Annotated in this window: 19 protein-coding genes; 1 reads left to right on the top strand and 18 read right to left on the bottom strand. The window is 57.1% G+C overall.

Features of this window, described 5'->3' with window-relative positions; all coding sequences use genetic code 11:
• Positions 1–34 precede the first annotated feature (34 nt).
• From H5U02_06630 to H5U02_06560, 15 genes are all read right to left on the bottom strand, one after another.
• Entirely contained in the window at positions 35–544 is a 510-nt protein-coding gene (locus H5U02_06630) for a hypothetical protein (protein ID MBC7342109.1), read from the bottom strand.
• A gap of 101 nt (positions 545–645) precedes the next feature.
• Positions 646–2,235 carry a hypothetical protein gene (locus tag H5U02_06625; GenBank protein MBC7342108.1) on the bottom strand — a complete coding sequence of 530 codons (1,590 nt, stop codon included), beginning with the start codon at positions 2,233–2,235 and terminating at the stop codon, positions 646–648.
• 347 nt (positions 2,236–2,582) lie between these two features.
• On the bottom strand, positions 2,583–3,281 hold the full coding sequence (locus H5U02_06620) for a DUF169 domain-containing protein (protein ID MBC7342107.1): 699 nt from the start codon (positions 3,279–3,281) through the stop codon (positions 2,583–2,585).
• 603 nt (positions 3,282–3,884) lie between these two features.
• Entirely contained in the window at positions 3,885–4,265 is a 381-nt protein-coding gene (locus H5U02_06615) for a carbohydrate-binding protein (protein MBC7342106.1), read from the bottom strand.
• A gap of 588 nt (positions 4,266–4,853) precedes the next feature.
• Positions 4,854–5,861 (bottom strand): isocitrate/isopropylmalate dehydrogenase family protein, encoded by a 1,008-nt coding sequence (locus tag H5U02_06610; protein ID MBC7342105.1) that lies wholly within the window; start codon positions 5,859–5,861, stop codon positions 4,854–4,856.
• A gap of 253 nt (positions 5,862–6,114) precedes the next feature.
• Complete coding sequence (gene nifV, locus H5U02_06605; protein MBC7342104.1) at positions 6,115–7,263, bottom strand: homocitrate synthase; 1,149 nt, start codon at positions 7,261–7,263, stop codon at positions 6,115–6,117.
• Between the two features lie 135 nt (positions 7,264–7,398).
• Positions 7,399–8,859, bottom strand: a complete 1,461-nt coding sequence (gatB, locus tag H5U02_06600) for an Asp-tRNA(Asn)/Glu-tRNA(Gln) amidotransferase subunit GatB (protein ID MBC7342103.1) — start codon at positions 8,857–8,859, stop codon at positions 7,399–7,401.
• Positions 8,852–10,333, bottom strand: a complete 1,482-nt coding sequence (gatA, locus tag H5U02_06595; GenBank protein ID MBC7342102.1) for an Asp-tRNA(Asn)/Glu-tRNA(Gln) amidotransferase subunit GatA — start codon at positions 10,331–10,333, stop codon at positions 8,852–8,854. Before gatA ends, gatB begins: the two co-directional genes overlap by 8 nt.
• A gap of 75 nt (positions 10,334–10,408) precedes the next feature.
• Positions 10,409–10,693 (bottom strand): Asp-tRNA(Asn)/Glu-tRNA(Gln) amidotransferase subunit GatC, encoded by a 285-nt coding sequence (gene gatC, locus H5U02_06590; GenBank protein ID MBC7342101.1) that lies wholly within the window; start codon positions 10,691–10,693, stop codon positions 10,409–10,411.
• Positions 10,694–10,958: 265 nt separating this feature from the next.
• Positions 10,959–12,944: an NAD-dependent DNA ligase LigA gene (gene ligA, locus H5U02_06585; GenBank protein MBC7342100.1), complete on the bottom strand. Its 1,986-nt coding sequence runs from the start codon at positions 12,942–12,944 to the stop codon at positions 10,959–10,961.
• A gap of 118 nt (positions 12,945–13,062) precedes the next feature.
• Positions 13,063–15,240 carry a DNA helicase PcrA gene (pcrA, locus tag H5U02_06580; protein ID MBC7342099.1) on the bottom strand — a complete coding sequence of 726 codons (2,178 nt, stop codon included), beginning with the start codon at positions 15,238–15,240 and terminating at the stop codon, positions 13,063–13,065.
• Between the two features lie 162 nt (positions 15,241–15,402).
• Positions 15,403–15,834, bottom strand: coding sequence for a DUF1634 domain-containing protein (locus H5U02_06575; protein ID MBC7342098.1), 432 nt, complete (start codon positions 15,832–15,834; stop codon positions 15,403–15,405).
• A gap of 72 nt (positions 15,835–15,906) precedes the next feature.
• On the bottom strand, positions 15,907–16,755 hold the full coding sequence (locus H5U02_06570; GenBank protein MBC7342097.1) for a sulfite exporter TauE/SafE family protein: 849 nt from the start codon (positions 16,753–16,755) through the stop codon (positions 15,907–15,909).
• Between the two features lie 447 nt (positions 16,756–17,202).
• Complete coding sequence (locus H5U02_06565; protein ID MBC7342096.1) at positions 17,203–17,553, bottom strand: hypothetical protein; 351 nt, start codon at positions 17,551–17,553, stop codon at positions 17,203–17,205.
• A gap of 753 nt (positions 17,554–18,306) precedes the next feature.
• Positions 18,307–20,196 (bottom strand): hypothetical protein, encoded by a 1,890-nt coding sequence (locus H5U02_06560; GenBank protein MBC7342095.1) that lies wholly within the window; start codon positions 20,194–20,196, stop codon positions 18,307–18,309.
• A gap of 413 nt (positions 20,197–20,609) precedes the next feature.
• Between H5U02_06560 and H5U02_06555 the strand changes: the two genes are divergently transcribed.
• Complete coding sequence (locus H5U02_06555; protein ID MBC7342094.1) at positions 20,610–21,422, top strand: DDE-type integrase/transposase/recombinase; 813 nt, start codon at positions 20,610–20,612, stop codon at positions 21,420–21,422.
• Positions 21,423–21,597: 175 nt separating this feature from the next.
• Here H5U02_06555 and H5U02_06550 read toward each other — a convergent pair whose 3' ends face one another.
• From H5U02_06550 to H5U02_06540, 3 genes are read right to left on the bottom strand one after another with little or no spacing between them, the layout of a single operon-like run.
• The gene (locus H5U02_06550; protein ID MBC7342093.1) at positions 21,598–23,358 is read right to left on the bottom strand and encodes an ATP-binding protein; all 1,761 of its coding nucleotides are present in this window, start codon (positions 23,356–23,358) and stop codon (positions 21,598–21,600) included.
• A 3-nt stretch (positions 23,359–23,361) separates the two neighbouring features.
• Entirely contained in the window at positions 23,362–24,510 is a 1,149-nt protein-coding gene (locus H5U02_06545) for a DNA double-strand break repair nuclease NurA (protein ID MBC7342092.1), read from the bottom strand.
• Positions 24,507–25,649 carry a DUF4338 domain-containing protein gene (locus H5U02_06540; GenBank protein ID MBC7342091.1) on the bottom strand — a complete coding sequence of 381 codons (1,143 nt, stop codon included), beginning with the start codon at positions 25,647–25,649 and terminating at the stop codon, positions 24,507–24,509. The genes H5U02_06545 and H5U02_06540 overlap by 4 nt, the downstream gene beginning before the upstream one ends.
• Positions 25,650–26,597: the final 948 nt, after the last annotated feature.

Raw genomic sequence — 26,597 nt, 5'->3', positions numbered from 1 at the left:
CTACCCGGCCTGGTACCGGTATATTTGGGAAAGCCTATTCCCTCAAGCTGGCGTTGATCGGTTGGGCTTGGTCACGATCGGGAAGCTTCTCCTGCGGAAAGACCTTTACCCAGGAGTTGATTTGGGCTTGTGCCTTGGCCGGGGCTGAAGGATCAATGCCCGGAGAGGTGGTGCCCAGGATAGCGTCTAACAGCTGTCCGTAGATAATGGACTCAACATCGCTCAGCCGGGGCATAAAGTTTTGGGTCTCCGCGCCGGCTCGGGCCAGGGCTGGCTCCACCTTCTGGAAGAACTGGATGCTTCTCATGAGGTGATTGTCGGCAGCCGCCAGGTGGCGCAACTGCTTGGGCTTCGACTGCTCCTCAGAAAGTGCCTTAAGTTCCCCATCCGCCATCCTGAGGAAGCCAACACTGCGCTGATAGTCCGCCTGGGTGTTCAGGTATTCCTGGCGAGCATGCAACCAGTCCTTAACCAAAAACCCTGCCACCACCATGTTGATAGTTAAAGACACAGCCAAAATAACTTTGAATATCCTTGACACCATCAACACCCACCTCTCACTCTCTGTGATAATCTGTAGCCGGATGATAGGAATGCCCTGCTAGGCGCCAAGGTGGCAGCGCCAGGCACCCGCCCTCTTGCCTTCTAGTGCATGGGCAGCCAGGCCACCTTCCACACCCCGGCCTGGTTCTTATAGAGCCTGAAGCCCAAGACTTCGCTACTGTCACTGAAGGTGAGCTCTAGCACCACCTGGTCGCTGGCCAGGCGCCGCTCCTGGACCTTGGCAAGCTTCTCCTTGAGCCGCTTGAGCAACTTCTCGGTGTTTTCCCGGCCAGCTTTATCCGTCCCTACCTCCCGGAGGAACTGTTCCCGCGGCGGCACCCCGTACTTGGGGTCCTGGATGTAAAGGGAATACAGGGTCTGGTAGTCTTGGTCCTCTTCGGCCTTAAAGTAGAGCTTGCACACGGTTAGGGGAGAAAGCCCCTCCAGGATGGCGTCGGACTTCTTCTTTTGGTACTGGCTATAGACCTGCTGTTCATCTTTAGAAAGCGGCAGAATGGTGGGTTCCAGGTTGATTTTCTCCGGGCCAAAGCGGAGCACAGTAAGCATGGTCTTGGCGGGAGGCTCTCCGGCCAGCTTCTCCCAACCCACCACCAACTCGCCTCCAGGAGAAAAGTCAATGCTGTGGGCCGAGTAGCCGGAAGGGGGAGAAAAGCCATGTTCCTTGAACTGGACTCCGTCGAAGCTATAAAGCCAAAGCTTTCCACCCTCATCGATAACAGCCAGGCGGTGGTCCTTGGCGTCGAAATGCCATAGGTAACCCGGTTTTTCCTTGGTGCCGACCGTGAAGGGGGTAAACTTTTTAGAGGATAGGTCAACTGAACCAAATGCTTGGTTCTCCGGGGAACGTCTCTCAGTGGTATACGGCCAGTGGAAAACAAAAATCCGGTGGGAGGAAATGAACCTGGCGCAGCCGGGGTAAGAATAGGGGGCGGAGATGGAGGTGGTGGTCTTCTTCTTCAAATCGTAAATCCTGTAATACCCCCCTCCCTGGGTGTCGGTCCAAAGGAGCTTGCCGTCGGCAAGGTGAATCCGGGTTCCTGGGCCTGAAGTGGCTATTAGCTGGGTCTTTTGGGTTCTCAGGTCACACAGCTTCACCTTGGATCCCTGGTTTACGACCTCTTCCACCCAAGCTACATAGTCCTCCCACAGGCTTACCTCCGGTACGAGGCTTAGCTCCGGCATGTAGGCACCCCGGGACAACACCTTTTGTTTTCCGCTTCGGCGATCCAGGACATAAATGGTAGCGCCTTCGCTGCCACCCCCGCCCTTTACATAGTGACAGTCCACCCAGACCAGCCACTTGCGGTTGGCCTGTACGGCGGGAACGGCGCCAGGCTTGAATTTCGAGGTAAAAATGGTCTGGTATTTCTTGTCGGCTAGGCTGTACTTGACCAAGTTGCGTATGTCATCGGTGGCGGCATCGCCCAGGGACAAAAATAGCTCCCCGTCCACGTAGGTAGGCATCTGGTAGTCGTGGTCCGGAAGCTCCACCTCGGCTACCTTCTCCACGCTGGCCAAAGCCGGAGGGGAAGGATGAGGGCTGGGTCTTGGGGCCGAACCTTTGTCACTTGTGCCCCGGGCCCGGCTGGAGCAGGCCGGGAGAAGTAGGCTTACAGAAAGGACGACAGCCAAAAAGGTAAGGGATAGGTGGCGGAAACCGCAAAGCTTCATGCTGGGCCCTCCCCTCAAGAGTAATACAGTGGGCAACCGCACGACCACTATCCCGAGGCCGTGCGGCTGCCCCACCAGCAGCTTTGCCAAACCATCAGCTGACAACTAGTTCAACTCTTTTGCATCCCGACAGCTACCTGAGCCCGTTCCCATCCATCACCCTCTGTTCCAACATTTGCCAAGGTTTTAGATATTCGCTGTGCACACAAGATTCTCCTGCCAGGTGGTAAACAATATTCTGCTAGTACGAATGGTCTAATTATGGGCAAGGCCCGGGCGCAGCTCCTGCGCCTTTCTGGAACCGGTGTTTGGGAACTGTATAGTTCAGGAATTCCCGTAACCGAAGGCTAAAGGTCACGCATGGGCACAAAGGGTGCCGTACCGGCGGTGCACTCCGGAATAGCCTCGACGATACCGTGGAGGTGGTGGTACGGCACGCTGACCAGCAGCTCACCCGCCTCGTAACCGGGCCGCTTGCGAGTGGTCCAGTCTCCAAACACCACGTTGATCTCCCCGCTTAAGATGGGGTAGGTAATGGCCATCCGGCATGTGGAACCCACGAAGAGACACCGGGGGGATACACCGGTGCTCCAGGTAGCCAGGGTCATGAGCCGACAGGCCTGTTCTGGATTGACAAAGAAGACTACCACATCGGGCCGCAGGCGGGATTGCGCCAGGGGACCCATGTAAACGTACGGTGTAAGCCCCAGCGGCGGTGGAGTCGGCAGCGAGGTGCGGTGAAAGGCAACCGGGGAGCAGAAGAGCTTTTCCCCCTGCACCAGGAACTTATTCAAGCGTTGCCTGGCTTCGCCCTGGGGCTCCGGCACCAGCCCCAGGTGCCACTTGCCACCTTGACAGTCCAGATTGTCCTTGTCCAAAAGGAGGGAGGCTCCCTCCCGGACACGCACCAGGGCATCGCAGGCGGCCACTTTATCACCGGCCGCACCCTGGACCGGTTCGGCCGTGTAGGTCACGCTCACCAGCTCCCCCTTAAGCCTAAGTACCTCTTGTAATTCCCTTGCGTAAACCTGCCACTTCTCCTCCATCGAAAGACCCTCCTATCCGGCGCAAAATGCTTTGAGCTAAACATTCCTCCCGCAACGCGTCAGAACGCTCGCCCAGTATACGCTCTGCCTTGGCTATATTTTTCTGTCCGGCGTCGACTGACTTGTCTTGGTAAGATTCTATCACTTTTCGTATGGGCTACATAACCATTTGCATGGGCCGGAAAAGCCGACCCCTCTCGATTCCGTTTCGCAGACCCTGGTTGTACCACGCTGGTCATGCCCATACTCGCCGCCAGAAGTACAATCAACCACACCCAGAGGGGTACGAAGGTTAAGGCTTCCCCGGCAACCAAGCAATTACTGGCGCCCAGAGCATGGCCAAAAGGGTTAGGAGCGCTAATCTATTGATGAGGATTAATCTCTTGGTGGATAGCTTTTCAAGCCCATGAACAAGAGCCCTGGCTTCATCAAGCCAGCGGGCAATATCGGCTCATCCTGCCAATGAGCTTGGGTGCGAATGCAGAAACACTAATGACGCCCACGCCGACCCCATGCCGGGCGCTTGGGACGGTTGAAGTGGGGCAGGGTTTTAGGTCGAGCCGGCGCCAATGCGAAGGGCATGGGACCACTAGCGGGGCCGGGTTAGACCCGGCCCCCTTCGTGGATTTCTAAGCTCCAGTTCCGACCCTGGTTGTTGTCCCAGCGGCCAGTATTATCGTGAAAGCAAAAGTTCAGGCGGTCACCCCTATCGGCGCCAACCACCGCCACCCAACCCCGGCCGGTTTTTTCCATGGGTAAGTCCTTGACCTCGCTCCACTGGTTAGCCGGCCCGTAGCCGGTGTGCATCCATAGTTGACTAGCGCCGTTTTGAGCCAGGGGCCCATAGTAGAGCACGGTTATTTCTTCCCCGCGGCTAGCCGGGATGGGGTCTACGGTAACTCCGTCCGGGTGGTTGGCCGCCCGCATCTTCTCCAGCTTGTTCTGTTCGCCAAAGCGGCTTTTGAACTCCCTAACCTCGGCCATAACTTCCCCCCTATCTGCCTTGTGTTAGATGCTTCCGAAACATTTCCCACGCCAGGGCGCTGGCGCCGGCGAAAGACTGGCCTCGCCAGCGATCTGTATGGCTCCCCCTCGCCCTTCGGCGGGGTTCCCGGCCAATTCGACCTCCTGTCTCAAGAGGCCGGCCTCGGACGTCCTGTCCTCGGCCCCGCCTCCGGTCTCGGTCTCGCCAACGGCTCGCAAGGCTCGCCCAAAGTCGCCTTACGCCAGCATCCCCGGCATTTTTATGCTTCTTTCGGATGCACCTAGTGTTAGGGCTGGATGCCAGGCTATCCTAGCATAGCTGGCAACCAGCATGGGACGGCGTTCACTTTTAGCTTGGGGGAGAAATGGCCATCCTAATCAGGAAACTATTGGCAAAGCCGATAAGCCACAGCCGGCCCCGTATGGACGTATTTGCCCCAGCTGGTGCCCTTGACAAGCCTGCCCTGGACCCAACGCCAGATCTAGGATTGGCTCGCAGCCTAAGGAGCCCATGATACTGGCCCAGGGAGGTCCGCATGGGTTAACAACACAATTGCACTCTGCCCCACTAGCCCTCAGGCCCTTTCACTATTGGCTTCTCAAGGCGGCAATAATGGCATCGGCCATCTGGCTGGTACCGGCATTTCCGCCCAGATCATAGGTGAGCCAGCGCCCCTCCGCCAACACCTGCTCGATGGCCCGGCGGATCCTAGCCGCGGCTTGGTCTTCCCCTAGGTGCTCCAGCATCATTACTCCCGACAGGATGGTGGCCAGCGGGTTGACCTTGTTCTGGCCCGCATATTTGGGAGCGCTGCCGTGCACGGGTTCAAAGACCGCCACCTCGGTACCGATGTTGGCGCCAGGGGCTACCCCCAGGCCGCCTACCAGCCCGGCGCACAAGTCCGAGATGATGTCCCCATAAAGGTTGGGCATGACCAGGACGTCGTAAAGCTCCGGTTTCTGCACCAGCTGCATGCACATGTTGTCCACGATCCGGTCTTCAAACTCAATGTCCGGGAACTCCTCCGCCACCCGGCAGGCCGTATCCAGGAAAAGGCCATCGGTGCATTTCATGATGTTGGCCTTATGGACGGCGGTTACTTTCCGTCGGCCCTGGCGGCGGGCCAACTCAAAGGCAAAGCGGACGATGCGCTCCGATGCTTTGCGGGTAACGATCTTGATGCTTTCGGCTGCGTCTTCCCCCACCATGTGTTCCACCCCGGCATATAAGTCCTCGGTATTCTCCCTAACCACTATCAGGTCCACCTGATGGTAGCGCGAGGGCAAGTGGGGCAAAGTGCGGGCCGGACGCACGTTGGCAAATAGATTTAGTTCCTTCCTCAGGGCCACGTTGACGCTGCGAAAACCGTGGCCTACCGGGGTAGTGAGGGGGCCCTTTAGCGCCACCCGGTTTCGGCGGATGGATTCCAGCACCGGCTCCGGCAGCGGGGTGCCATACTTAGGGATCACTTTCTCGCCGGCTTCCACCACTTCCCATTCAATGGCAACGTCGGTTGCTTCGATCACCCGGCATGCTGCCTCGGTAAGCTCGGGACCAGTACCATCGCCAGGAATAAGGGTAATCTTATGGCTCATCTTGTCCTCCTTCCACTAAAAAGAAGCCTATGCAAAGCAGTGGCAACCCAGCATCTAGAAATGGCGCTGGCCATGGCCGAGGCCAAGCAGATTGCTTGAGGGCTCGCCGCTTTGCGGCGAGCCCCCTGATTTTCCATAGGCTTTCGGTCCTGGTTGCTCTCTAGACTTGGCCTACATACCTTCCGCCGGTCACCTAGTTACAGCCTTGCTGACTACCGGGCTACTCAGCCTTGAGAGCTCATCAGAGGGGTCATCAGATCGCGTGATGGCGGGGGCGACCCATTTCCTCCTGGTACTCCTCCCAGATGTAGGCCAGCTCCTTGTCAAACAGCGAGCGCTTGAGCTCCACCGCCGTAGCCCGCACTCGGACTAAGATGTCGGCAGCTTCTTTCTCCGTCAATTCAATCCCGTACTCGCGGAACTTGGCCTTGATGGCCGCGGTGCCCGAGTGCTTGCCAATTACGATCTGCCGCTCCAGGCCCACTTCTTCGGGCTTAAACACTTCATAGGTGAGCGGGTTCTTGAGGGCCCCGTCGGCGTGGATGCCGGACTCGTGGGCAAACATGTTGCTGCCAACTATGGCCTTGGACACCGGCAGCTCCCGGCCCGCCGCCCGAGCTACGTACTCGGCTAGCTCTCGAAACTTCTCGGTCTTAAACCCCAGATCAATGCCCTGCACGTACTTGAGGGCCATAACCACTTCTTCCAAGGCGGCGTTGCCGGCCCGTTCGCCCAAGCCGGTGACGGTGACGCCGGCAAACCTGGCCCCAGCGCGTAACCCCGCCAGAGTATTGGCCGTGGCCATGCCGAAGTCATTGTGAGTGTGCATTTCCACTTCGATGCCTACGGTGTCAACGATCTCCTTGACCCGATCGTAGGTGCTAAAGGGCTCCAGGATGCCAACGGTATCGCAGAAGCGCAACCGGTCGGCACCGGCTTCCTTGGCGGTACGGGCAAACTTCAGCAGGAAATCCCGATCGCTCCGGGAAGCATCTTCAGCATTAACGGAAACATAGAGGTTATGTTTTTTGGCAAACTCGGTCGCCCGGGCCATGTCGGCCAGGACCTTTTCCCGGGTGCTGTGCAGCTTATGCTGAATATGAATATCGGAGGTGGAAATGGATATGGCTACCGCCTGCACCCCGCAATCCAGCGAATGCTGGACATCGCTCACCACCGCCCGGTTCCAGCCCATGATCCGGGCTTTCAGGCCGGCATCTACTATTTCTTTGATGACTTTCTTTTCGTCCCCTCCCATCACCGGAACGCCGGCCTCGATCTCAAATACTCCCACTTCGTCCAGCATCTTGGCGATTCTCAGTTTCTCCTGATTGGCAAAGACTACTCCTGCCGTCTGCTCACCGTCCCGCAGAGTAGTATCAACGATAAGAATCTGGTTCATCACGAATACCAACCCCCTTCCCCCAAAGGCAGTCTAAGATCGCCTCCGGCAAGTAGTATTAGGGTAATTATACCGTACTGCCCCTGGGATTGTATAGATTGGTATTCGATTTAGGTCCAATTTTTCCTACTGGAATTATTTAGATCTTGCCAGGGTCTCCCTTAAGATTTGGTTAACCAGCCCGGGGTTGGCCTTCCCTTTGGTCTGCTTCATAACCTGGCCCACCAGGAAGGCAAGGGCTTTTTCCTTGCCGGACAGATAATCTTCCACCACCGCAGGGTTATTAGCCACCACTTCTTTGACTATGCCCTCGATCACCTGCGGATCGCTGATCTGTACCAGGCCCTTCTCCTTTACAATCTGTCCAGGAGCCTTGCCGGTGGTAAACATCTCTTCAAAGACCGCCTTGGCGATCTTACCGCTGATGGTGCCCTGGTCCTGCAGGCGAAGCAGCTCAGCCAGCCCCTGTGGGGTCACTTGAGCCTGCCTTACCTCCAAGCCGTGGGCGTTCAAAAGTCGCAGGAACTCGCCCATAATCCAGTTGCTCACCACTTTGGGGTTAGGATAAAGGGCCACGGTGGCATCAAAGAATTCGGCCAAGGCCTTGGAGCTGGTTATCACCCCGGCGTCGTAAGGCGGCAGGCCGTACTCCTTAATCAGCCGCTCCCGCCTAGCATCAGGGAGCTCGGGGAGTTCTCGGCGAACGGACTCCACCCACTCCCGATCGATAACCAAGGGCACTAGGTCGGGTTCAGGAAAATAGCGGTAATCCTGGGCTTCCTCCTTGCCCCGCATGCTGGCGGTTACCCCCTTGGCCTCATCCCACATCCTGGTTTCCTGAACAATCTCGCCGCCCTCCTCCAGCACCTCGATCTGGCGCTGGATTTCATACTGCAAGGCCCGCTGCACTGCCCGAAAGGAGTTCATATTCTTGAGCTCGGTTTTGGTACCAAATTCCTTTTGTCCTCGCCGGCGCACCGAAACGTTAACATCGCAGCGCAGTGACCCCTCCTCCATTTTGCAGTCCGATACTTCCGTATACTCGAGGATGGCCTTCAGCTTCTCCAGGTAAGCTCGCGCCTCCTCCGGGGTGCGGATATCAGACTCGGAGACAATCTCCATCAGCGGCACCCCGGTGCGGTTATAATCCACCAGCGAATATTCCCGCCCGTCCGGTCCGGTCACGTGTACCAGCTTGCCAGCATCCTCTTCCATGTGTACCCGGCGGATGCCGATGCGCCGCGGCTGGCCGTCAACCTGAATGGTTAAATATCCGTGGCTGGCCAGGGGCAAATCGTACTGGGAAATCTGGTAATTCTTGGGTAGATCCGGATAATAGTAATTCTTGCGGTCAAATTTGCTAAAGCTTGCGATCTCGCAATTTAGGGCCAAGGCCGCCTTCATGGTGTACTCTATCACCTTGCGGTTGAGGACCGGCAACACCCCTGGCAACCCTAAGCAAACCGGGCAAACGTGGGTGTTTGGTTCAGCCCCAAAGGCGGTGCTGCAACCGCAAAAGGCCTTGGACTCGGTCTTAAGCTCAGCGTGAACCTCAAGGCCGATGATGGCTTCGTACCTTTCAGACCAATCAGGCATAAGCTTTCACCTCCAGGGGCGGGCAAAGGTTACTCAGTCCCAAGTCCTGTTCGATGGCGTAGGCCACCCGCAGGATGGTGGCCTCGTCAAAAGCCTTACCCATGATCTGGACTCCTACCGGCAAGCCGCCAGCAAAGCCACAGGGGACAGATACGGCAGGAATGCCCGCCATGTTGACCGGGATGGTAAAGAGATCCGATAGGTACATGGAGAGGGGATCGTCAACCTTCTCGCCCAGCCGGAAGGCCGGGGTCGGGGTAGTGGGAACAATCAGCACGTCAAAGCGCTCAAAGGCAGAATCGAAATCCTGGCGGATTAGCGACCTCACCTTCAGGGCCTTAAGGTAGTAAGCGTCATAATAACCGGAGCTCAAGGCATAGGTCCCCAGCATAATTCGCCGCTTCACCTCGGGACCAAACCCCTGCCGGCGGGTCTCCATATACATATCGACGATGCTTTCCGGACCCTCCGATTGGGCCCTAAAGCCATAGCCCACCCCATCGTAGCGGGCCAAGTTGGAGCTGGCCTCAGCCGGAGCCACCAAGTAATAGGCCGGCAGAGCGTACTCGGTGTGGGGTAGGGAAGCCTCCTCGCAGGTGGCCCCCAGGGCCTCTAGGCGCTCAATTACCTTTTCCACCAGGCTGCGGTTTTGGGGCTCCATGCCCTCGATGAAGTATTCTTTGGGAATGCCCACCCGCATGCCCTTGATGTCCCCATTTAGGTCTTTTCGATAATCGAGAACCGAAATGTCCGCGGAGGTGGAATCTTTGGGATCATGGCCAGCGATGGCAGCCAGTACCAAAGCACAATCAGTCACATCTCGGGTCAGCGGCCCGATTTGGTCCAAGGAGGAGGCAAAGGCCACCAATCCATAGCGGGAAACCCGGCCGTAGGTGGGCTTCATCCCCACCACCCCGCACAGCGCTGCCGGCTGGCGGATGGAGCCACCGGTATCGGAGCCGATGGCGTAAGCCGCCTCGCGGGCTGCCACCGCCGCCGCCGCTCCCCCCGATGAGCCGCCCGGCACCCGGTCCAGATCCCAAGGGTTATGTACCGGGCCAAAGGCGGAGTTCTCGTTGGAGGAACCCATGGCAAACTCATCCATATTGAGCTTGCCCAGAATAACCGCTCCGTTGGCCTTTAGCTTTTCCACCACGGTGGCGTCATAGGGAGGGATGAAGTTTCCCAGAATTTTGGAAGCGCAGGTGGTCTTTATCCCTTGAGTGCAAAGGTTATCCTTTAGGGCCACCGGGATCCCGGCCAAAGCCGGAAGTTCCTCGCCACGAGCCCGGCGTTGGTCAATATCTTTGGCTTGCTGGCGAGCCAGATCGGCAGTTACGGTCAGGTAGGCGCCGATCTTTTGGTCCAGGGCCTCGATTCTTTCAAGGTAAGCGTCGGTGACTTCTCGGGCACTCACTTCTCTCTGCTTGAGCAACTGCGACAGCTGACTTGCGGTCAGCTCATGAAGCTCCAACCTGCATCTACCCCCTTCGCTCTTGAGCCTGCCTTGGCTTACACTCGCTCCTTAAACCCTTCATAAGCATGCCGGCTAGAAAACCTTGGGCACCCGGAACTGGCCCTGATAAGGGTCGGGAGCATTGGCCAGCGCCTCCTCGTTTTTCAGGTAGTCTCGGGCTATATCATCCCGAAAAACGTTGTGCAAAGGCAAAACATGGGCCATAGGCTCCACCTTGGAGGTATCCAGTTGGTTGAGCCTTTCCATGTAATCCAAGATGGCTCCCAGCTGGTGGGCATAGCGCTCCTTCTCCTCCTCCGATAAGGCCAGCCGGGCCAAAAGGGCCACGTGCTCCACTTCCGCTTTAGTTAAGGGCATATCCGTACCTCCTTCGAGAAGATGCTTCCGAAACATTTCCCATGCCGGGGCGCTGGCGCCGGCGAAAGACTGGCCTCGCCAGCGATCCGTATGGTTCCCCCTCGCCCTTCGGCGCCCAGCACTCAATTCAGTAATCCACCCAGGGGGCACCGCCCGATCAGGCGCTAAGACGTCCTTACTAAGTTTAGTCCCCGCTGATTGAGTGCTGAGTTCCCCAGTTGCTTTTTCGTGGTCTGGCCGGGCCGCTTGGCCGCATGGGCACGGCTTACTCCACCCCCACCAGCTTTAAGAATTCCTCTTCGCTCAGGATCTTGACTCCCAATTGCAGCGCCCGGTCGTATTTGGAGCCCGGGTTGGCTCCCACCACCACGTAGTCGGTCTTCTTGGAGACGCTGGAAGTAGCTTTGCCGCCTTGGGACTCAATCAGCTTTTCTGCCTCGCTGCGGCTAAACCGCTCCAGGGTACCGGTGAGCACAAAGGTCTTGCCGGCCAGTTTCCCTTGGGCTTGCCCGCCCTCGACTTCGCTCCGGGGGTCCACCCCTGCCGCCTTGAGCTTGGCGATGACCTGCCGGTTGCCGGGAACCTCAAAAAAGGAGACGATGCTCTCGGCAATCTTGGGCCCCACGTCGGGAAGCTTGGTTAAGTCTTCTACCTTCGCTGCCATGAGTTCATCTAGAGAATGATAGTGGCGGGACAGCACGGCTGCCGCCCGCTCTCCCACATGCATGATGCCCAGGGCAAAGATGAGCTGGGCCAAGGAGTTTTGCTTGCTCCTCTCAATGGCAGCCAAGAGGTTCTTGGAAGATTGCGGGCCCATGCGTTCCAGCTGGACCAGGTCTTCGTAACGCAAGCTGTAGAGGTCAGCTGGATCCCGGATCAAGGAAGCGGCCAAAAGCTGGCTGATAATGGCCGGGCCCAAACCTTCGATATCCATGGCGTTACGGGAAGCAAAGTGAATGATCCTTTCCCGCACCTGGGCCGGGCAATAGATACCGCCGGTACAGCGGTAAGCCGCCTCTCCTTCCAGCCGCACTGCCGGAGCGCCGCATTCCGGGCAAGTACGGGGCATCTGAAACGGTTTTTCCTGGCCGGTGCGCTTCTCCTTTTTGACTTCCACTACTTCGGGGATGATGTCCCCCGCCTTCTGCACCACCACCGTATCTCCTAGGCGCACGTCTTTCTCGCGGATGTAATCCTCATTATGCAGGGTAGCCCGGGAGACGGTGGTACCGGCCAGGCGCACTGGATCGAAGATGGCGGTTGGGGTCAGTACCCCGGTCCGGCCCACGCTGACCACGATCTGGCGCACTACCGTCTGGGCCTGCTCAGCTGGGAACTTGTAAGCCACCGCCCAACGCGGACTTTTGGCGGTGGCTCCCAGGGCCGCTTGCTGGTCCAAGCGATTGACCTTGATTACTAGCCCGTCAATCTGGTAGGGGAGATCGTGGCGCTTATCCTCCCACTGCCGGGCAAAATCCATCACCTCCTCCAGGCAACGGCACACGCGTCGATGGGGGTTGACTTTAAACCCTAGGCTTTCCAACAGCTCTAGAGCCTGGGCGTGGGTAGTTAGCTGGTACCCCTCCACGTACATAACCTGATAGACAAAAATGTCCAGGGAACGATGGGCCGCCACCTTGGGGTCCAGCTGGCGGAGTGACCCGGCGGCAGCGTTGCGAGGATTGGCAAAAGTAGGTTCCCCGGCACTTTCCCGAGCGGCATTGAGCCGGGCAAAGGCTTCCTTAGGCATGAAGGCTTCTCCCCGCACTTCCAGGCGGGCTAAGGGCTGGCGCAGGCGCAGGGGGAGGCTGCGGATAGTCTTTAGGTTCTGAGTCACATCCTCGCCCACCTCACCGTCCCCCCGGGTGGCCCCGGTCACCAAAATGCCCTGGTCGTAAGTCAGCGCCACCGACAACCCATCAATCTTTAGCTCCACCACGTATTCCACATCCGACCCCACGGTCGCTACTACCCGCCGGTGGAAATCCCGCAAATCGTCAACGCCAAAGGCGTCGTTTAGGCTCAAGAGGGGGAAACGATGGCGTACCTGGGCAAAAAAGGGAAGGGGCTGGCCGCCCACCCTTTGAGTAGGCGAATCCGGCGTTATAAGCTCAGGATGCTTTTCTTCAAGCTTGATCAGCTCTTGCATCAACCGGTCGTACTCGGCATCGGTGATGCGGGGCTGGTCCAGAACGTAATAATAATAGTTGTGCTCCTCGATCAGCCGCCGGAGTTGATTTACCCGCTCCATCACTTCCTTATCTGCCACTGATTTCACCTCTCATTGTAATTGCCCAAATGCAAAAACTGCTTTTTGGCCGGTTGCTCTCATCACCTGCCCCACATCCTCCCGCCCTTTCGCCGGCTACTCATATCCGCTTCAAAGGAGCATAGCGCAAAAGCAAATTGCGCACTCCATGGGTAGCAAAGGTTACCTTGATTTCCGGATCTTCCTTGCGACCCCCAATTTCCAATACCACCCCATCCCCAAACTTGGGGTGGTGAACCCGGTCGCCGGCGCTAAAGGAGCAAGCCGCCAAGTCCGAGCCCAAGCTAACCCCCTCGCCGACCTCCCCACCGGATTGCTTGCCATGCTCTTCTTCTTCCCCCATTAGCCTAACCAAATGGCGGGGAATTTCTTCCAAAAAACGTGAGGGCGGGTTGTAAACCGTCTCCCCGTACAGGGTGCGCTGGCAAGCAAAGGTTAAAAATAGTTTTTCTTTGGCCCGGGTCATGCCTACGTAGCAGAGGCGCCTTTCCTCCTCCAACTCGTGGGGCTCGTCCAAGGCGCGATTGTGGGGAAACACTCCCTCCTCCATCCCGATTAAAAACACCAACGGAAACTCCAATCCCTTGGCGGCATGCAGGGTCATCAGGGTGATGGCATTCTCCCTTTCAACCATGGTATCCAGGTCGGTGGTGAGGGAAACTTGGGACAAAAACCCTTCTAAGGTGGGCTCAGCTGCCGTCTCCCCCTGCACCGCTTTCAGGTCAAATTCTTGGGCTACGGAAATAAATTCCTTGAGGTTTTCTATCCGAGTTTGGGCTTCCACCGTCTTTTCTGCTTCCAGCTCCCTCAAATAGCCCGATTGGGCCAAGACTGCCTCCACCACCTCTGCCACCGTCAGCCGCTGGTAACGGCCCCGCCAGCCTTCCACCAGGGTAACGAACTCTTCGATCTTGGCTGCCGTCCTTCCTGCCAAGGGTCGCAACCAGTCGGGGCGAGATATGACTTCATATATGGAGACCCCCTGCTGAGCAGCATAAGCTTGCACCCGGGCCCAAGTCACGCTGCCAATACCCCGCCGGGGCACGTTGATGATCCGGCTTAGGCTTAGGTTGTCAGCGGGATTGACGATCAACCGCAGGTAGGCCACCAAGTCCTTGATTTCCTTGCGTTCATAGAACTTGAGACCACCCACGATTTGGTAGGGCACCCCCAGGTGCATCAGCACTTCCTCCAGCACCCGGGACTGGGCATGGGTACGATAAAAGACGGCGCAATCAGCAAGCTTTCGCCCCTCGGTCCGGCAAATCTCCAAGGCGGTCTGGGCCACAAATTCCGCCTCATCGTGCTCATTGGCAGCCGGATAGACCGTCACCAGATCCCCCCGGGGATTCCTGGTCCACAGGTTCTTCTCCTTGCGCTCCCGATTTTGGCGGATGAGGAAATTGGCTGCCTCCAGGATATTCTGGGTAGAGCGGTAGTTTTCCTCTAATAGCACCACCTTGGCATCGGGATAATCCTCTTCAAAGGCAAGGATATTGGTAATGTCCGCCCCTCGCCAACCATAAATGGATTGGTCCGGGTCCCCCACCGCGCAGATGTTGCGCCGCGCCTGGGCTAGAAGGCGGCTCAGCTGGTATTGGGCCTGGTTGGTATCCTGGTACTCATCGATGAGCAAATACATAAACTTGTCCTGGTAGTAATCTAAAACTTCCGGGTGCTCCTGGAACAGCCGCACCGTTTGTACCAGCAGGTCATCGAAATCCATGGCGTTTTGCTGCCTAAGCCTCTTCTGATAGATCCGGTATACCCTGGCCACCTGCCCCTGGAAAAAATTTTCCGCCTGGTCGTAAAACTCATCTGGGTCTAAAAGCTCGTTCTTGGCTCGGCTAATGGCGGCAGCTATACCTCGGGGCGGGTATTTCTTATCGTCCAGCTCTAGCTCCTTTAAGCAGGATTTGATCAGGGTCTGCTGGTCGGCATCATCGTAGACGCTGAAATGGGAAGTGTAGCCCAAATGGGCGGCATCGCGCCTAAGGATGCGAGCGCAAGCAGCATGGAAGGTGCTGACCCAAAGGTTGCGAATGCGCCAACCCAAAAGCGCTGCCAACCGGCTTTTCATTTCTTCAGCCGCCTTGTTGGTGAAGGTGATGGCCAAGATCCGATCCGGCCCCACCCCTTGGTCCACCAAGTAGGCCACCCGGTAGGTGAGCACCCGGGTTTTCCCGCTCCCCGCCCCAGCCAACACCAAGAGCGGCCCCTCGCCATAAGTTACAGCTTCCAGCTGCCGGGGATTCAAACCCTGAAAGATATCCCGCAAAACTAAACCTCCTATGCATGATTAATGCTCCAAGCTCGCCCGCAAAACCATATGCCCCTCCAGCCGGGTCCAGCACTTAACCGCTGGCCCACCATGGCCGACCAAGCCTGCCTAGTTGCTCCAGGTGAACTCCGTGCCCACGGAGTCAAATTGAGTGCCGGGCTAATGGGAACCAATGATAATGCTGGCCACCAAGATTAAGAGTACCGCCAAGGATATCAAGGCAAACGGCCATTCCCTTTGCCAGGCAAAGCCGATGCCGGTAATGACCACCCGAGCCAGGGGCGTAGCCAAAAGCACCAGAATCCCTAAATCAATAAAGGCCGTCCCTTGACCGCGAATCATGGCCGGAAAGATTTCCCGGAAAGGGAGCACCATATGCATGGCCCCGGCCGGATGGAAGGCAAGTAAAATAAAGCCGATCCCGACCAGGAAAAGGCAGGTCAGAACTCCCGTCCGCAGTACCTGGCTGATGAACTTTTCCAAGCGCAGATCAGCCGCCGGGGCCAGCGGACCGTTGTCGCCCAAGGGGCCAGCCCCCGCTTCTTCAACCGCCGGCTTTCTGGGCGGGCGGTTGCCATAATCTCGGCCCATGGCTTTCACCCTTTCTAGTTTCGAGAAATTGTGTAGTCATTAGCCAGTTGGTTCCTGTTGTTGTTATTGCTGCTAATGAATGCGAATACCAAAGGCGCTCAAGGCCATTTCCACCGCCATCACCAATAGGATCACAGCCATAATCTTGGTAATCGCCTTGCTGTCTATCTTGCCCGCCAGCCTGGGAGTTAAGCTCGCCCCCAGAAAAATGCCCACCGCCACCGGGCCGGCTACCAAGGGGTCGACAAATCCCCGGGTATAATAGATGTAGGCGCTGGCCACGGCAGTAACCCCAATCATGAAGTTGCTGGTGGCGCTGGCCACCCGCATGGGCACGCCCATTAGCAAAACCATAGCTGGCACCTTGATGGCGCCGCCACCGATGCCCAAAAGCCCGGAGAGGTTGCCGGCTATAAAGGAAAGCCCTAAGCCCAAGGGCAGCCTCCGCACCTGATAGTCAACTCGCTGGTGAGTGTAAGGGTCCTGGTAGGCAGCCGCCAGCTTGGCCATGAAGCCTGAAGCCTGGGGGTTCAAAGCTATGGCCGTGCCCTCGTCCTTGACCTTGTAAAACATGGAAATGCCCATCCCTACCAAGGCCAAGGCAAAAATGCCGCTCAAGATTTCCCGATTGAGGAGGGCAGCCGTCAATCCCCCCAGGATACCGCCAATGGTGGTGGCGGTCTCCATAGTCATGCCCAGCCGAACGTTGGTAAGGTGGCGGTCCAGGTAGGTACTGGCCGCGGTGCTGGAGGTGGCGGCCACGGCCACGAGGCTGGCGCCGATGGCATGATGGATGGGAACTCCCAGGAGCAAGGTCAATATGGGCACCACCAGGATCCCGCCCCCCAAGCCCACCAGCGCTCCCAACAAACCCCCGCCAATGCCGGTCACCAGGATTGCTGCTGTCATTAGCCAGTCCATATGTACATCTCCTTCTAGAACTTATAACCCACCCCAACCTTGGCAGCGCCAAACCCGCTTTGGCTGCCGCGGCGCTCCCAGTGCTCCGCGGCGCCGCGCGGCACCACCAACATCTCCTTCTCTCACTTCGGAGCGCGGGCCCTACCCGCTATTTTACCCCCAAACTTGGCAAAATGCGAGACAGCCCCCAGCCCATCCGGTGGAAGATCTTTAGATGTAGGCAGAGTAAACTAGATGGGTAAATGCCTGAGTAATACTAAAGAGCCCGGCCCAGCTCGTCCGGTAGAGGTCACGGCTAGCCTCCCCAAGGCTCGCGGGCCAGGCGATGACTTGACGAGAACCCCCTGGTACCTTCTTCATGGGCCAGGGGGCTGGATTATTCTTCTGAACTTTTGTGGGATTGCTGGTCCAGAACCAGCTGTACAGTCTTGGCCCTAGCCAAGCCATCTATCTTCCTACAAATAGCTCGGTGACCATTACCCCGGAACCAACTCGGACTACGCCTACTCCTACCCATTGGAACTTGCGGTTGAGAAGAGTGGAGCGGTGGGGGCCGCTATCCATCATCATTAGGTGGACAGCATCCACGGTATAGGCTTGGCCGATGTTCTCGCCCACGATCCGGTATTCGATGCCAGCAGCCTTGACCATATCTGCTGCGCTTCCGTAGGTAGGAGACTGGTGCCCAAAATAATGGTTATCCACCATGTCTTGACTCTTTTGCCTAGCTAGCTTGACCAACTGGTAGTCAATTTGCAGCTCGGGAATGCCTAGCTTCTTCCGCTCCTGATTAATCAAGCTAAAGAGCCTGGCTTCCTCGCGGGTCAAGCTGTGGTCAAAAGGCGCCGAGCTAGCCGGAGCTGATGGATCCGGCGGCGCCGGGGTAGGTGCTGGTGCTGGAGACGGTGCCGGGGAGGGTCCAGGTGCAGGCGCTGGATTGGGTACCGGTGCTGGGGCGGGCGCTGGGTTAGGAGCAGGGGTCGGCTGCGCGCCCGCCGGCGGCAGCTGAGGCGGCTGGGACCCAAATTGGGCAAACCAAGCTGGCTCTGGCCAGCGGGGCATATATGCATTACCTCCGGTTGACGGCTGGGAAGCAGTCGGGCTTGACTGCTCAGCTGTTGGATAGCTAGGCGTAGAGGAATCATTAGTAAATGGTGAGGTTGGCGTGGGCGGCTGGGACCCAAACTGGGCAAACCAGGCTGGCTCTGGCCAACGCGGGGCTGGCCTGGCGTCGGCGGGTAGGATTGGGCCTAAAGCTAGAGTCAACGCAGTTACTCCGGTTACTAATTTGGCTACTAAAGAAGCGACGGCGGCTGGCGGCTTATACATGTGGGCTCCTCCTTTGGCTGATCTTGATGCCTACCTTGGTTCGGCTGTCCCCAGCTTGGCTCCCGCTGACTGGCAGCCAACTCATATTTAGCTAATATTTAGATTGTACCCGCCCCTCCGCGATAAGCAAAAGCCGCTCTGCCAAGCTCTTCTGCCCTGGCGCCTAATCGCCGGCCTCACTTGGCCTCCGAGCCGATCAAATAGCCTTTTTTAGCTCGATGGTTAGAATTGCCGTTTTAGCCGTTCCCAAAACCGGGCCCGCTTCTCCGCCAATGCATTTTTGAGCTCCTGGTTCCTTAGTTCCAGCTCGGCCAGCTTCTCTTTCAACTGGCTGATTTCTTGAGTCTTGGTCTCCATTTCTCGCCTCAGCTGCTCGATCACCTGCCTGAGGTGATCCATTTCCGCCGCCAAGCGGCGATTTTGCTGTTCCAATGCCTCCTTTTCCCGCTGGATGCGAGCTAGCTCGGTCTGGGAAGCCTGGACCTCTTTTTGAAAAGCCTGGAGTTCGCTCTGTAAGCTTTCGGCTAGCCGCTGCTTTTCTTTAAGCTCATCGGTAAGCGCCTGGGCCCTGGCAATATACTGCCGAGAGGCATCGGCCACCAGCGAGAGGCGGCGGTTCTTTTCCATGATGGTACCCTCCAAGCGCACGTTCCGCTCCTCTAATTCGCGTATGTACTGGCGCAGGCGCTTGAGATAATCTTCCATCTCCGCCAGGTCGCGGCCTAGGCGCTCTTGGCCAGCCGCCCCACCTGGGGAGCCAGCGTCAGCTCTAACCTGGGGCCAACGCATAGCTGGGAAGCGTCCCCCCGCTGGAACAAGCTGGATTCCCGTTCCCTGGGTTCGAAGCGGCTGTATTAGTTGGAGCCTGGCCTTTACGGGCGTCCCCTCAACCCTTTCTTGGGAAGGTGTTTCCGTGGTGTCTCCTGCTTGGGCTTCAGGTATCGCCTCCTGGCCTATTGCCGGTACTTCCACCGACGGCTCCACCGGCGCTTCCACTATCGCCGCTCCTTGGAACCTGGTCTCCTCCAGGCCAAATAGCTTGGCATCCCCCAGGGGCCTAAAAGTATATATCCGTACTGGGTTAACCTGGCCGCCCACGGTTAGCTCCTCGGTCTCCCTCCATGCCTTGCCGCCATCGAGGGAGCAAAAGCTGCGCACTTTCCCGTCCATTAAAAGATGTACAAAAACCATCCCCGGACCAGCTTTCAAAGCTAACCAGCGACGAGGCCCAAGGGCCGCTCGGCCGGCACTGCTGCCATCATCGGAACCATTGCCAGCCTCAGAACTCTTGCCCGCCCAGGATATCGTCGGCGCCACCAGGCGGGCCTCTTCCCAGCCACCCGCCGGCCACCCGCCGCTCAAATGGCGGGCAAACCAAATTTGCACCCTTTCGCCTTCCTCCACCGGCCAGGCCAAAAGCAGGTTACCGGCCTGGTCGAGGCAAGAGGCTGGCAGCCCGATGGCGCTATCGGCCTGGACAAAGGCTGAGGCTTCCGACCAATCTAGCATGATAGGGTATCGATAACGATAAAGGAGCCTGGAGCAGGAATCGGGACCCAACCAAAGATAGAAGAGGTGGGCAACCCCTTGACCATCAACCGTCACCAAGCCAGCGTCTACGGTTCCTTCGCTGCCAAAATCTATCGCTATGGCTTGGCTCCATTCTCCTTCCTCGAAGCTTCTTTGCCACAGGCACCACCCGCCGTCAGGCGGATCAGCGGCATAGGTGAGCCAGATCCTCTCGCCTTGCCGGGCCAAGGACGGGCATCTCGCCCCAACCTCCATCTCCGACAGGCAGAGGTAGGGAGGTTCGGAACCTCCCCAGCCATCCGCTCCCCGCAACCTCGCCTGCCCCAGCTTCCCGCTTCGGTCGGCGTAAACCACCAAAACCCCCGGTTCCGTTTCTGGACCATTGCCAACCGCAGGGAGGCTGGCCACATCAAACCCGACTACTTCCCGAGCCAATAACTTGATTTCTGGTCTTACATGTTCGGGCGATTCCCGACCGGAAGGCTCTCGAACCATTAAATCCCCCTTAGGGTTAAGCCAAAAACTCCAAGTCTGGCCATTGAGGTCAAGGCTCACTGGAGCCAAGAACATTTGACTATCCATAACCACACCACCCCTATATATTTACGATGCTTCCGAAACAAATTTCCTAAATCTATTGCAGCATAAGGACTCTAACCTTATGGAGGTTACCCCCCTCCCTGGGGAGAATCTTGTAAATACACAACCACCTCAGCAAAGGAGGGTAACCAAACTTTGAGCCGTAAAGCCTCTGGCAATCCATCTTGCCCCAGGTGCGGGTGGCCCACCAGAAAGAACGGCCACCAGCCGGGACCTGGGGGAAGGAGATACCAGAACTACCAGTGCACCAACCCCGATTGCCGCCACCAGTTTCAACCGGAAAGGCCCCGGACTAAGAAGGAACCTCATATCCGCTGTCCCCTATGCGGGCGGGCTATGGAGGTCTATAAAGTCAGAGCCACCTATGTCCGCTACCGGTGCACGGGGAGGAAAAAGTGCCGCCACAAGCTCAACCTGAAAGCTGGCTTACCCAAAAGAACGTGGTTAGTGGCTGTGGTCTTTTAGAGTACGGCCCCTTCCGGTTCCAAAGGATGCGCTACTCTAAACAGACGGTGGCTATCGCTTTGTACTTCAGCGTCTACATAGCCCTTCCGGCCACCACTACCGCCACCATCTTAAAGGACCTGTTCTCAGTTTCCCCTTCCGCCGATACCATCCTGATCTGGACCAAGAAGGCGGCCTTGTGCCTGTACCGGGAGCTCGGGCAACTAGAGCTTCCCGTGTCCGGGAAGGTTCACATCGACGAAACCTTCCTCTTCCACAACCGCCACAAGGTCTTTTGGGCCTCCCGGGACCCGGTACACCGCCTGATCCCGGCCTGGTCCTTCTCGGAGTACCGGGATGCTGTTTCTTGTTTCAACTTTCTAAACCAGCTTAGCGGTAACGGCCAGCGCCTCACCGTGGTATCCGACGGCCTCCCAACCTATAAAACGGTTGTTCCTATAGTGCTTCCCGGCGCAAGACACATAGTTTATAAGGGATTTGACCACCTGCCTAACAACAATGTCATTGAGCGCCAGCACGGGTGGTTAAAGGCTCCCCTGCGGGCTTTTTGGGGTATTAAGTCTAAAGCTGGGATTGTGGCTTACGCCTTAAACCGGATCCTTACCTACAACTTCCTCATTCCCCAAAAAGCCCTGGGCGATAAGACCCCGGCCGAGCATGCAGGCCTCGGTACCTACCGAAAGGGCTCGCCCTGGCAGTCGCTCATGTATTACGTGTTTAAGGCTTCCTATGGCGTAGCTTAGGTCCTAAACCTTGCTTTTCTTGGGACCTTAGGGTGACATACCCTCTTTTTCACCCCGGCCGCACAACTTCAAGCCCCAGACTTACTCAAACCTTGTCTCCTACCCCATGACCACCTCCTCAACCGGACGATTTTCGCTTACTGCGTTCCATTATCATCATTGATTCGGAAGGACCTCAACTCTTGAGCCGGTTTGCTTCCAAGAACGCCTCCACCGTATTAAAGGCGTTGAAGAACAGTGGTGTCCCAGCGAAAGAAAGTGGGCTAACCGGCCCAATGGTCATGAACGAGTACTGCCTGCTGGAAATGTCGAAGGCCGAATGGGGATCTCGGAATAATTGATAGAGATCGAGAGCTGTGCCGGAAGAACCGACAAGCTGCCGGAGCGCCTGAAACTCCTGCCCCAGCCCTAGACCAAATCCGAAGAAGAAAATACGCAATTGCTGAATGATCTCGTTGTGGAGGCTGGAAAGGGTTTGACTTATGAAAAGCCAGCCAAGGCCGTATTTGCGGGTGGTGCGGGCTGCGTCCACGAGGACGTCCCGCACGCCGCGGGCAGCGTCATCCTCCTTGGAGATTTCCCGCGGCGCCAGCCGATGGGCTTCGTCGATTACAACGAGAGTATTGAGGCTCTGGCCTTCCTTGTAAAAGTACTCTGCCGCCTGGGTCAATCCGTCCAACATCCGCTTGATGACCAGCGACTGGATCCGGGCATTCCAGAAGAGACCCTGGGTCTGCTCCCTGGACAGATCAATCACCAGAAGCGGCCGGATAGAAGCTTCCGGGTTGAGGAGCCAGGAAAGGGCTTTGTTGACGGGCCGGGCATTCGGGCGGTCTTCTCGAAAGAGTTCCGTCACCGGCCCCCAATAGTCGTTGAAGAACTCGTCTGGGTTCGCTTCCTCCCAGGCTGCGTGGAAACGCTGCCGCGGCGCCTCGGACCGGTAGAACTGCTTCTGCACCTTATCGTCGCCAAGAAGTTTCCAAGCTTTATCAAAAGATTCACGATGACTGAGGTCTTTCAGCTTGATACCACTCTTCTGGAGCTTGTCCGAAAGGATGCCACAGGCAAGTTCCCTATTCTCCGACTTTGGGATCGTTAGCCGTTCAAAGAAGGGCGACTCGTACAAAATCTGTTCAAACAACTCCCAGCGATCCAGAACCAGGTTGCGGACGGTGAGGACGAAGGCCTGTTTTCCGAGGCGCTTCACAACGTCGCCCAGCGGGAGGGCAAATTCGCCGCCTGCCCCACCCCCGCGAAGGTCTTTAGCGAACTCGCCTTGTGGGTCGATGACGAGTAGCGCCATCTTGGGATAACGGGCATAGGCTAATAAAATCATCTTGGCCAGCACCGACTTGCCGGAGCCCGTTTTACCGAAGATGCCTAAGTGGTATGCCTCTCCAGCACCGTCCGGCCCCCGGTCGAAGTGCTTGAACCAGAGAGGAAGCCTGGGTTTGGACCCGTACACATGGCCCAGGTAGAAGAGTTGGTCACGATAAAGATGCAAAATTTCGTTTAGGACGTCATCGGCTACGAGATGGATGGATGTCCCCGTAGAGGGGACCGTGCCAAGGATGCTCGGCTCGTATCCGAACGAGCCGCTCTGGCGGAATACGGCGCTGATGACCATCTTGCCCTGATGGGTATCCTGGCGCTCGCTAACGGCGTCCACCCGGCCGCGCTGACGGATGAGGCTGCGCATAGTCGGATCTTCGTGCCAAATGTTCCGCAGCTGGATCTCGGTGATCTGGCCTAGGGCGTAGTGAGGTGAAGAATCCTGCAGAAAGCGGAAGAGGGCTAATTCACCTACCAGCTTACGGGTTACGGCGGCACCCAAGATATCCAAGGCTAGCTCCGAAGTAGACGAAGGCGAGCCGATGACTCCGATCTTCTCAGTGCCATCAACCAACTGGTCTATACTCCCAACTTTCTCGCTCATCTCTCATACCCCCGATTCGCTACGGTATCCATGCATGGCAAAAAATACCTCGCCGATGTCTCCCTCATACTGTTCAGCAATGCGCTGGGTTGCCACCTGCCGGAAGGCAGGAAGTGCCCGGGCCATCCCTTTCACCATCCGGTCGGCCAAAAAAAGCGGGTAAGGCTCCAGCATAGACGCGATGGCGCATTGGTGTTTCAGTCCTTGGACAACTACGGCGAGACGATGGGGGTTTAGGGCCACCTCAGACGCCACCTCCACGCGCAAGGCGGGCAGCCAATCGTGTGGCTTGTAATAGAAGACGTAGACCTGCTCCAGTCCTTGCACGATATTCACAGCCAGTTCCTCGACTCGCCGCCGTAGGTCGTCTGGAAGCCGACCAGCATTGATGTGCCACGGCTGATCTGGTTGTTCGAGCCGCTGGGGCCAAGTCAGTTCGCCGGGTTGTAGCAGTAGGGTCAGAATTCCCCGGTCATCGTGTTCGCCGCGCCAGCCAACCTGTCGACCGATCTCCCGGCGCGTGGAATACTTGGGCAGGGCGATGTATTGCTTATCCGAACGGGCAGGCTGCAGGATCGTTAGATACGCCTCCAAATACTCGACGCTGCGGGCAAGAAATTTCTGAGAACAACGAAGAGAACGGGCTTGCGGCGCCTTATTGAGGGCTTGGTTGAAGTAGATGATGGGCAGGGTCAAAGTACCGTCAAGCATGACCAAGTTGTGAGGCGCGCGAGTGGCCAGCAAGAGTTCCTCCCCCAACATAACTGCCCGCAGAACGGTGGCTGTCTCTTCATGGTGCACCTCTGCCGCTACGAAAGTCGAATGGTGCGGCTGCTCCCAATGCCGCTTCTCAGATGGCGGCGTAAGACCCTCGACCGCTACTGCGGCTGCGACCGCGAAGTCCGCCGTAAGGAGGCGATCGATGGCGTAAGAGCCGTCAGTTGCGCAAGTGGTGGGCAGCGGTGGATAACCAAGCGCCGACTCGTGTTGCACCAACCCCAAGTCAAGGAGCTTCTTGCGGTAGATGTCCCGGTCGGCCCGGGCCTGCCTGAAAGTATTTAGAAGAAGCTCACCCGCCTGGCTAGCTTCGCCGAGCACTTCATCCACCAGTGCCGCTGGCAAGTCAGCAAAAATTTTTTGTTCTTCCGTCATTCTGTACTACCCTTCTCTACCCAAAGGCGCCACGATTCTGGATCGAAATTCCGATAACGCTGGTCACGTTCGGCTCGGGGTAGGAGCCAGCGTTTGCGAAACCAATAAAACAACTCTTCCACAGACTGATTAAACCAGTGAATCCTGGAGTGATCTCCCCTAAGAAACTCTCGCACGTTGTGAGCAAGGGGAACGACGAAAACCTCGCGACGGACACCGTGATAAAGCCAATCCTGGGATAGGCCGAGTCCCGCCAAGCATTTTTGTATAATCTCACGACGGTTGCGAAAGCCACTCCCCCAATTTTTGTTCTTTGCCGTGGGCTGACTAAACTGCCTGACGTAGTCGAAAATAGCCCGATAGAGGCCGTTCGCAAAGTGAAACTCACCGGAACCGCGGGTGAAGCCCACGCTGTGATAGAGCAAGCGTCCGTCGTAGGTTATCCGGTTGTAAAGGGATGATCGGCCTAAAGCCGAGGTGGTTGTCACGAGAATAAGTTGCCCGTCCAGATATCGGCCCCGGATGAGCGATGGACGCTCTTTGGAGTACTTACGTCTAAAAGTCATTCTGACCTCGTTGCTGGCCACCAGCATGGCCACCAGCTTGCCAGCAAGTAGAAAAGAGTAGGGCGGTACGGCGCCGAGGACGAAAGCATCCATCACATAATGCAGGCGCTCTTTACGAGCATCGGCATCCCAACCGATCCATCGGTCTCTGGGACCCAAAGCAAAAACCGGATCCCCCAGGCCGAAAATTCCAACCAGCTTCCCATTCTGTTCGTCAATGACAAGAAAACGGATCCGCCGCCCGTACCCTGACGAGACGGGAATGCTCCAGTGGAGCGACGCATACCGGAAGAGAAATTCGTCTTCTGTCCCCGCTTGCACTTCGATGAGGCGGGGAAAGATGCGCTCAGGTACCACCTCGCTCCCGGCTGCAATCCGCCTGAGGAGTTTCTCTTCATTGCGCTTCAAGCCTTCACGGGCGCGTTCTACACGGTGCGCGACTGCCACAGCATGGAGCTGGCGTATTCTCTGCTTGTCCAGATCGAGCGGCGGAAGGATGCGGTCGCCTTCGATAATAAAGCCCTGGTGTTCAAGCGAGCACAAAATGGCTTCCTTAAGCTCTTTGGGGGTCATGATAACCTCCTGCGGCGCTGCTGGGATTTTGTCCTTGGCCTGTCTTGGCAAGCCCTGCTACAGCAACCCTTTGTACGGCATAAGCGTACGGAGACCCTAGCCGAAACAAATATTCGAGGAAGTGGTGCGACCAGAACACAGATCAGGGCCGCTTATAGCTACTCCCTCATGACGCGACTTCCTTCCTCACGTCGATCTTTCCTCGTCACAGTGGCAAAATTCAGCGCCGTTTTGCGCACACCGGTCGTGATGTGCACTTCGGTCACACCCGGCTCCCCCTGCATTCCCAGCATTCTTAATGAGCAATACACACACGTACCATTGGCGCCATGATTTCCGTCAACCAGGGAATTTCCAGCGTTGTTAATGTTCAGTCCTCACCCTTCCAGAAACCATTATCTCCCTCTGAGTTTCTCTTGCGAAAAAACCTTATAAGTCTCTTCGCTTCTGAAGCCTTTTTCCCTTCATTACCGGCAAAATTGTCTCACGATGCGTCTTAATGTAAGCCGTACAGACGATAAAAGGCGGAAAAGCCCAGCCTATTCGGTGGGGCCGCTTTACGTCTTAATTGCAGCCGATAAAGACAATAGACAACTTTATTACAAAAACTAGCATAGCAAGAGAAGCGAGCCATCTTGAGAACACCGGCGTAAGAACGCCGGTGTTCTTTCTGGGTGCGCCCGGCATGGGCGCTGTCTATAAGGTGGAAGCCCCGAACGACGAAGGTAGCAGTAGCCGTTAGCTCAAGGGGCTGTTGAAAAACTCCACTTAAAAGCCGACCCTTCTCAGGCTGCCAAGCGGTATAAAAAGGAGTTGGGCAGGGCGAACCAGGCGCGCCTTGCCCCTTCGATCTTGGATCCCATTCCGTTAACCTTTGTGAAAATTCCAGAGCCTTGGGGGGGTCTGGTTCTTGCCCGTGCTTTAACCATGCGCTTTATGTTCTGGGCT

The organism is Clostridia bacterium (assembly GCA_014360065.1).
GTDB lineage: Bacteria > Bacillota > DSM-521 > Neomoorellales > JACIYF01 > JACIYF01.
This window is presented reverse-complemented; position numbering and strand designations above follow the sequence as displayed.

What these genes read in the sequence shown, in the direction of transcription:
- H5U02_06630 (MBC7342109.1), bottom strand. Translation starts at nt 544, where the DNA reads ATGGTGTCAAGGATATTCAAAGTTATTTTGGCTGTGTCTTTAACTATC.
- ligA (MBC7342100.1), bottom strand. Translation starts at nt 12,944, where the DNA reads ATGGAGCGGGTAAATCAACTCCGGCGGCTGATCGAGGAGCACAACTAT.
- H5U02_06550 (MBC7342093.1), bottom strand. Translation starts at nt 23,358, where the DNA reads ATGAGCGAGAAAGTTGGGAGTATAGACCAGTTGGTTGATGGCACTGAG.
- H5U02_06560 (MBC7342095.1), bottom strand. Translation starts at nt 20,196, where the DNA reads ATGGATAGTCAAATGTTCTTGGCTCCAGTGAGCCTTGACCTCAATGGC.
- gatB (MBC7342103.1), bottom strand. Translation starts at nt 8,859, where the DNA reads ATGCCTGATTGGTCTGAAAGGTACGAAGCCATCATCGGCCTTGAGGTT.
- H5U02_06615 (MBC7342106.1), bottom strand. Translation starts at nt 4,265, where the DNA reads ATGGCCGAGGTTAGGGAGTTCAAAAGCCGCTTTGGCGAACAGAACAAG.
- H5U02_06570 (MBC7342097.1), bottom strand. Translation starts at nt 16,755, where the DNA reads ATGGACTGGCTAATGACAGCAGCAATCCTGGTGACCGGCATTGGCGGG.
- H5U02_06620 (MBC7342107.1), bottom strand. Translation starts at nt 3,281, where the DNA reads ATGGAGGAGAAGTGGCAGGTTTACGCAAGGGAATTACAAGAGGTACTT.
- gatC (MBC7342101.1), bottom strand. Translation starts at nt 10,693, where the DNA reads ATGCCCTTAACTAAAGCGGAAGTGGAGCACGTGGCCCTTTTGGCCCGG.
- H5U02_06540 (MBC7342091.1), bottom strand. Translation starts at nt 25,649, where the DNA reads ATGACCCCCAAAGAGCTTAAGGAAGCCATTTTGTGCTCGCTTGAACAC.
- H5U02_06545 (MBC7342092.1), bottom strand. Translation starts at nt 24,510, where the DNA reads ATGACGGAAGAACAAAAAATTTTTGCTGACTTGCCAGCGGCACTGGTG.
- H5U02_06625 (MBC7342108.1), bottom strand. Translation starts at nt 2,235, where the DNA reads ATGAAGCTTTGCGGTTTCCGCCACCTATCCCTTACCTTTTTGGCTGTC.
- H5U02_06610 (MBC7342105.1), bottom strand. Translation starts at nt 5,861, where the DNA reads ATGAGCCATAAGATTACCCTTATTCCTGGCGATGGTACTGGTCCCGAG.
- H5U02_06575 (MBC7342098.1), bottom strand. Translation starts at nt 15,834, where the DNA reads ATGGGCCGAGATTATGGCAACCGCCCGCCCAGAAAGCCGGCGGTTGAA.
- nifV (MBC7342104.1), bottom strand. Translation starts at nt 7,263, where the DNA reads ATGAACCAGATTCTTATCGTTGATACTACTCTGCGGGACGGTGAGCAG.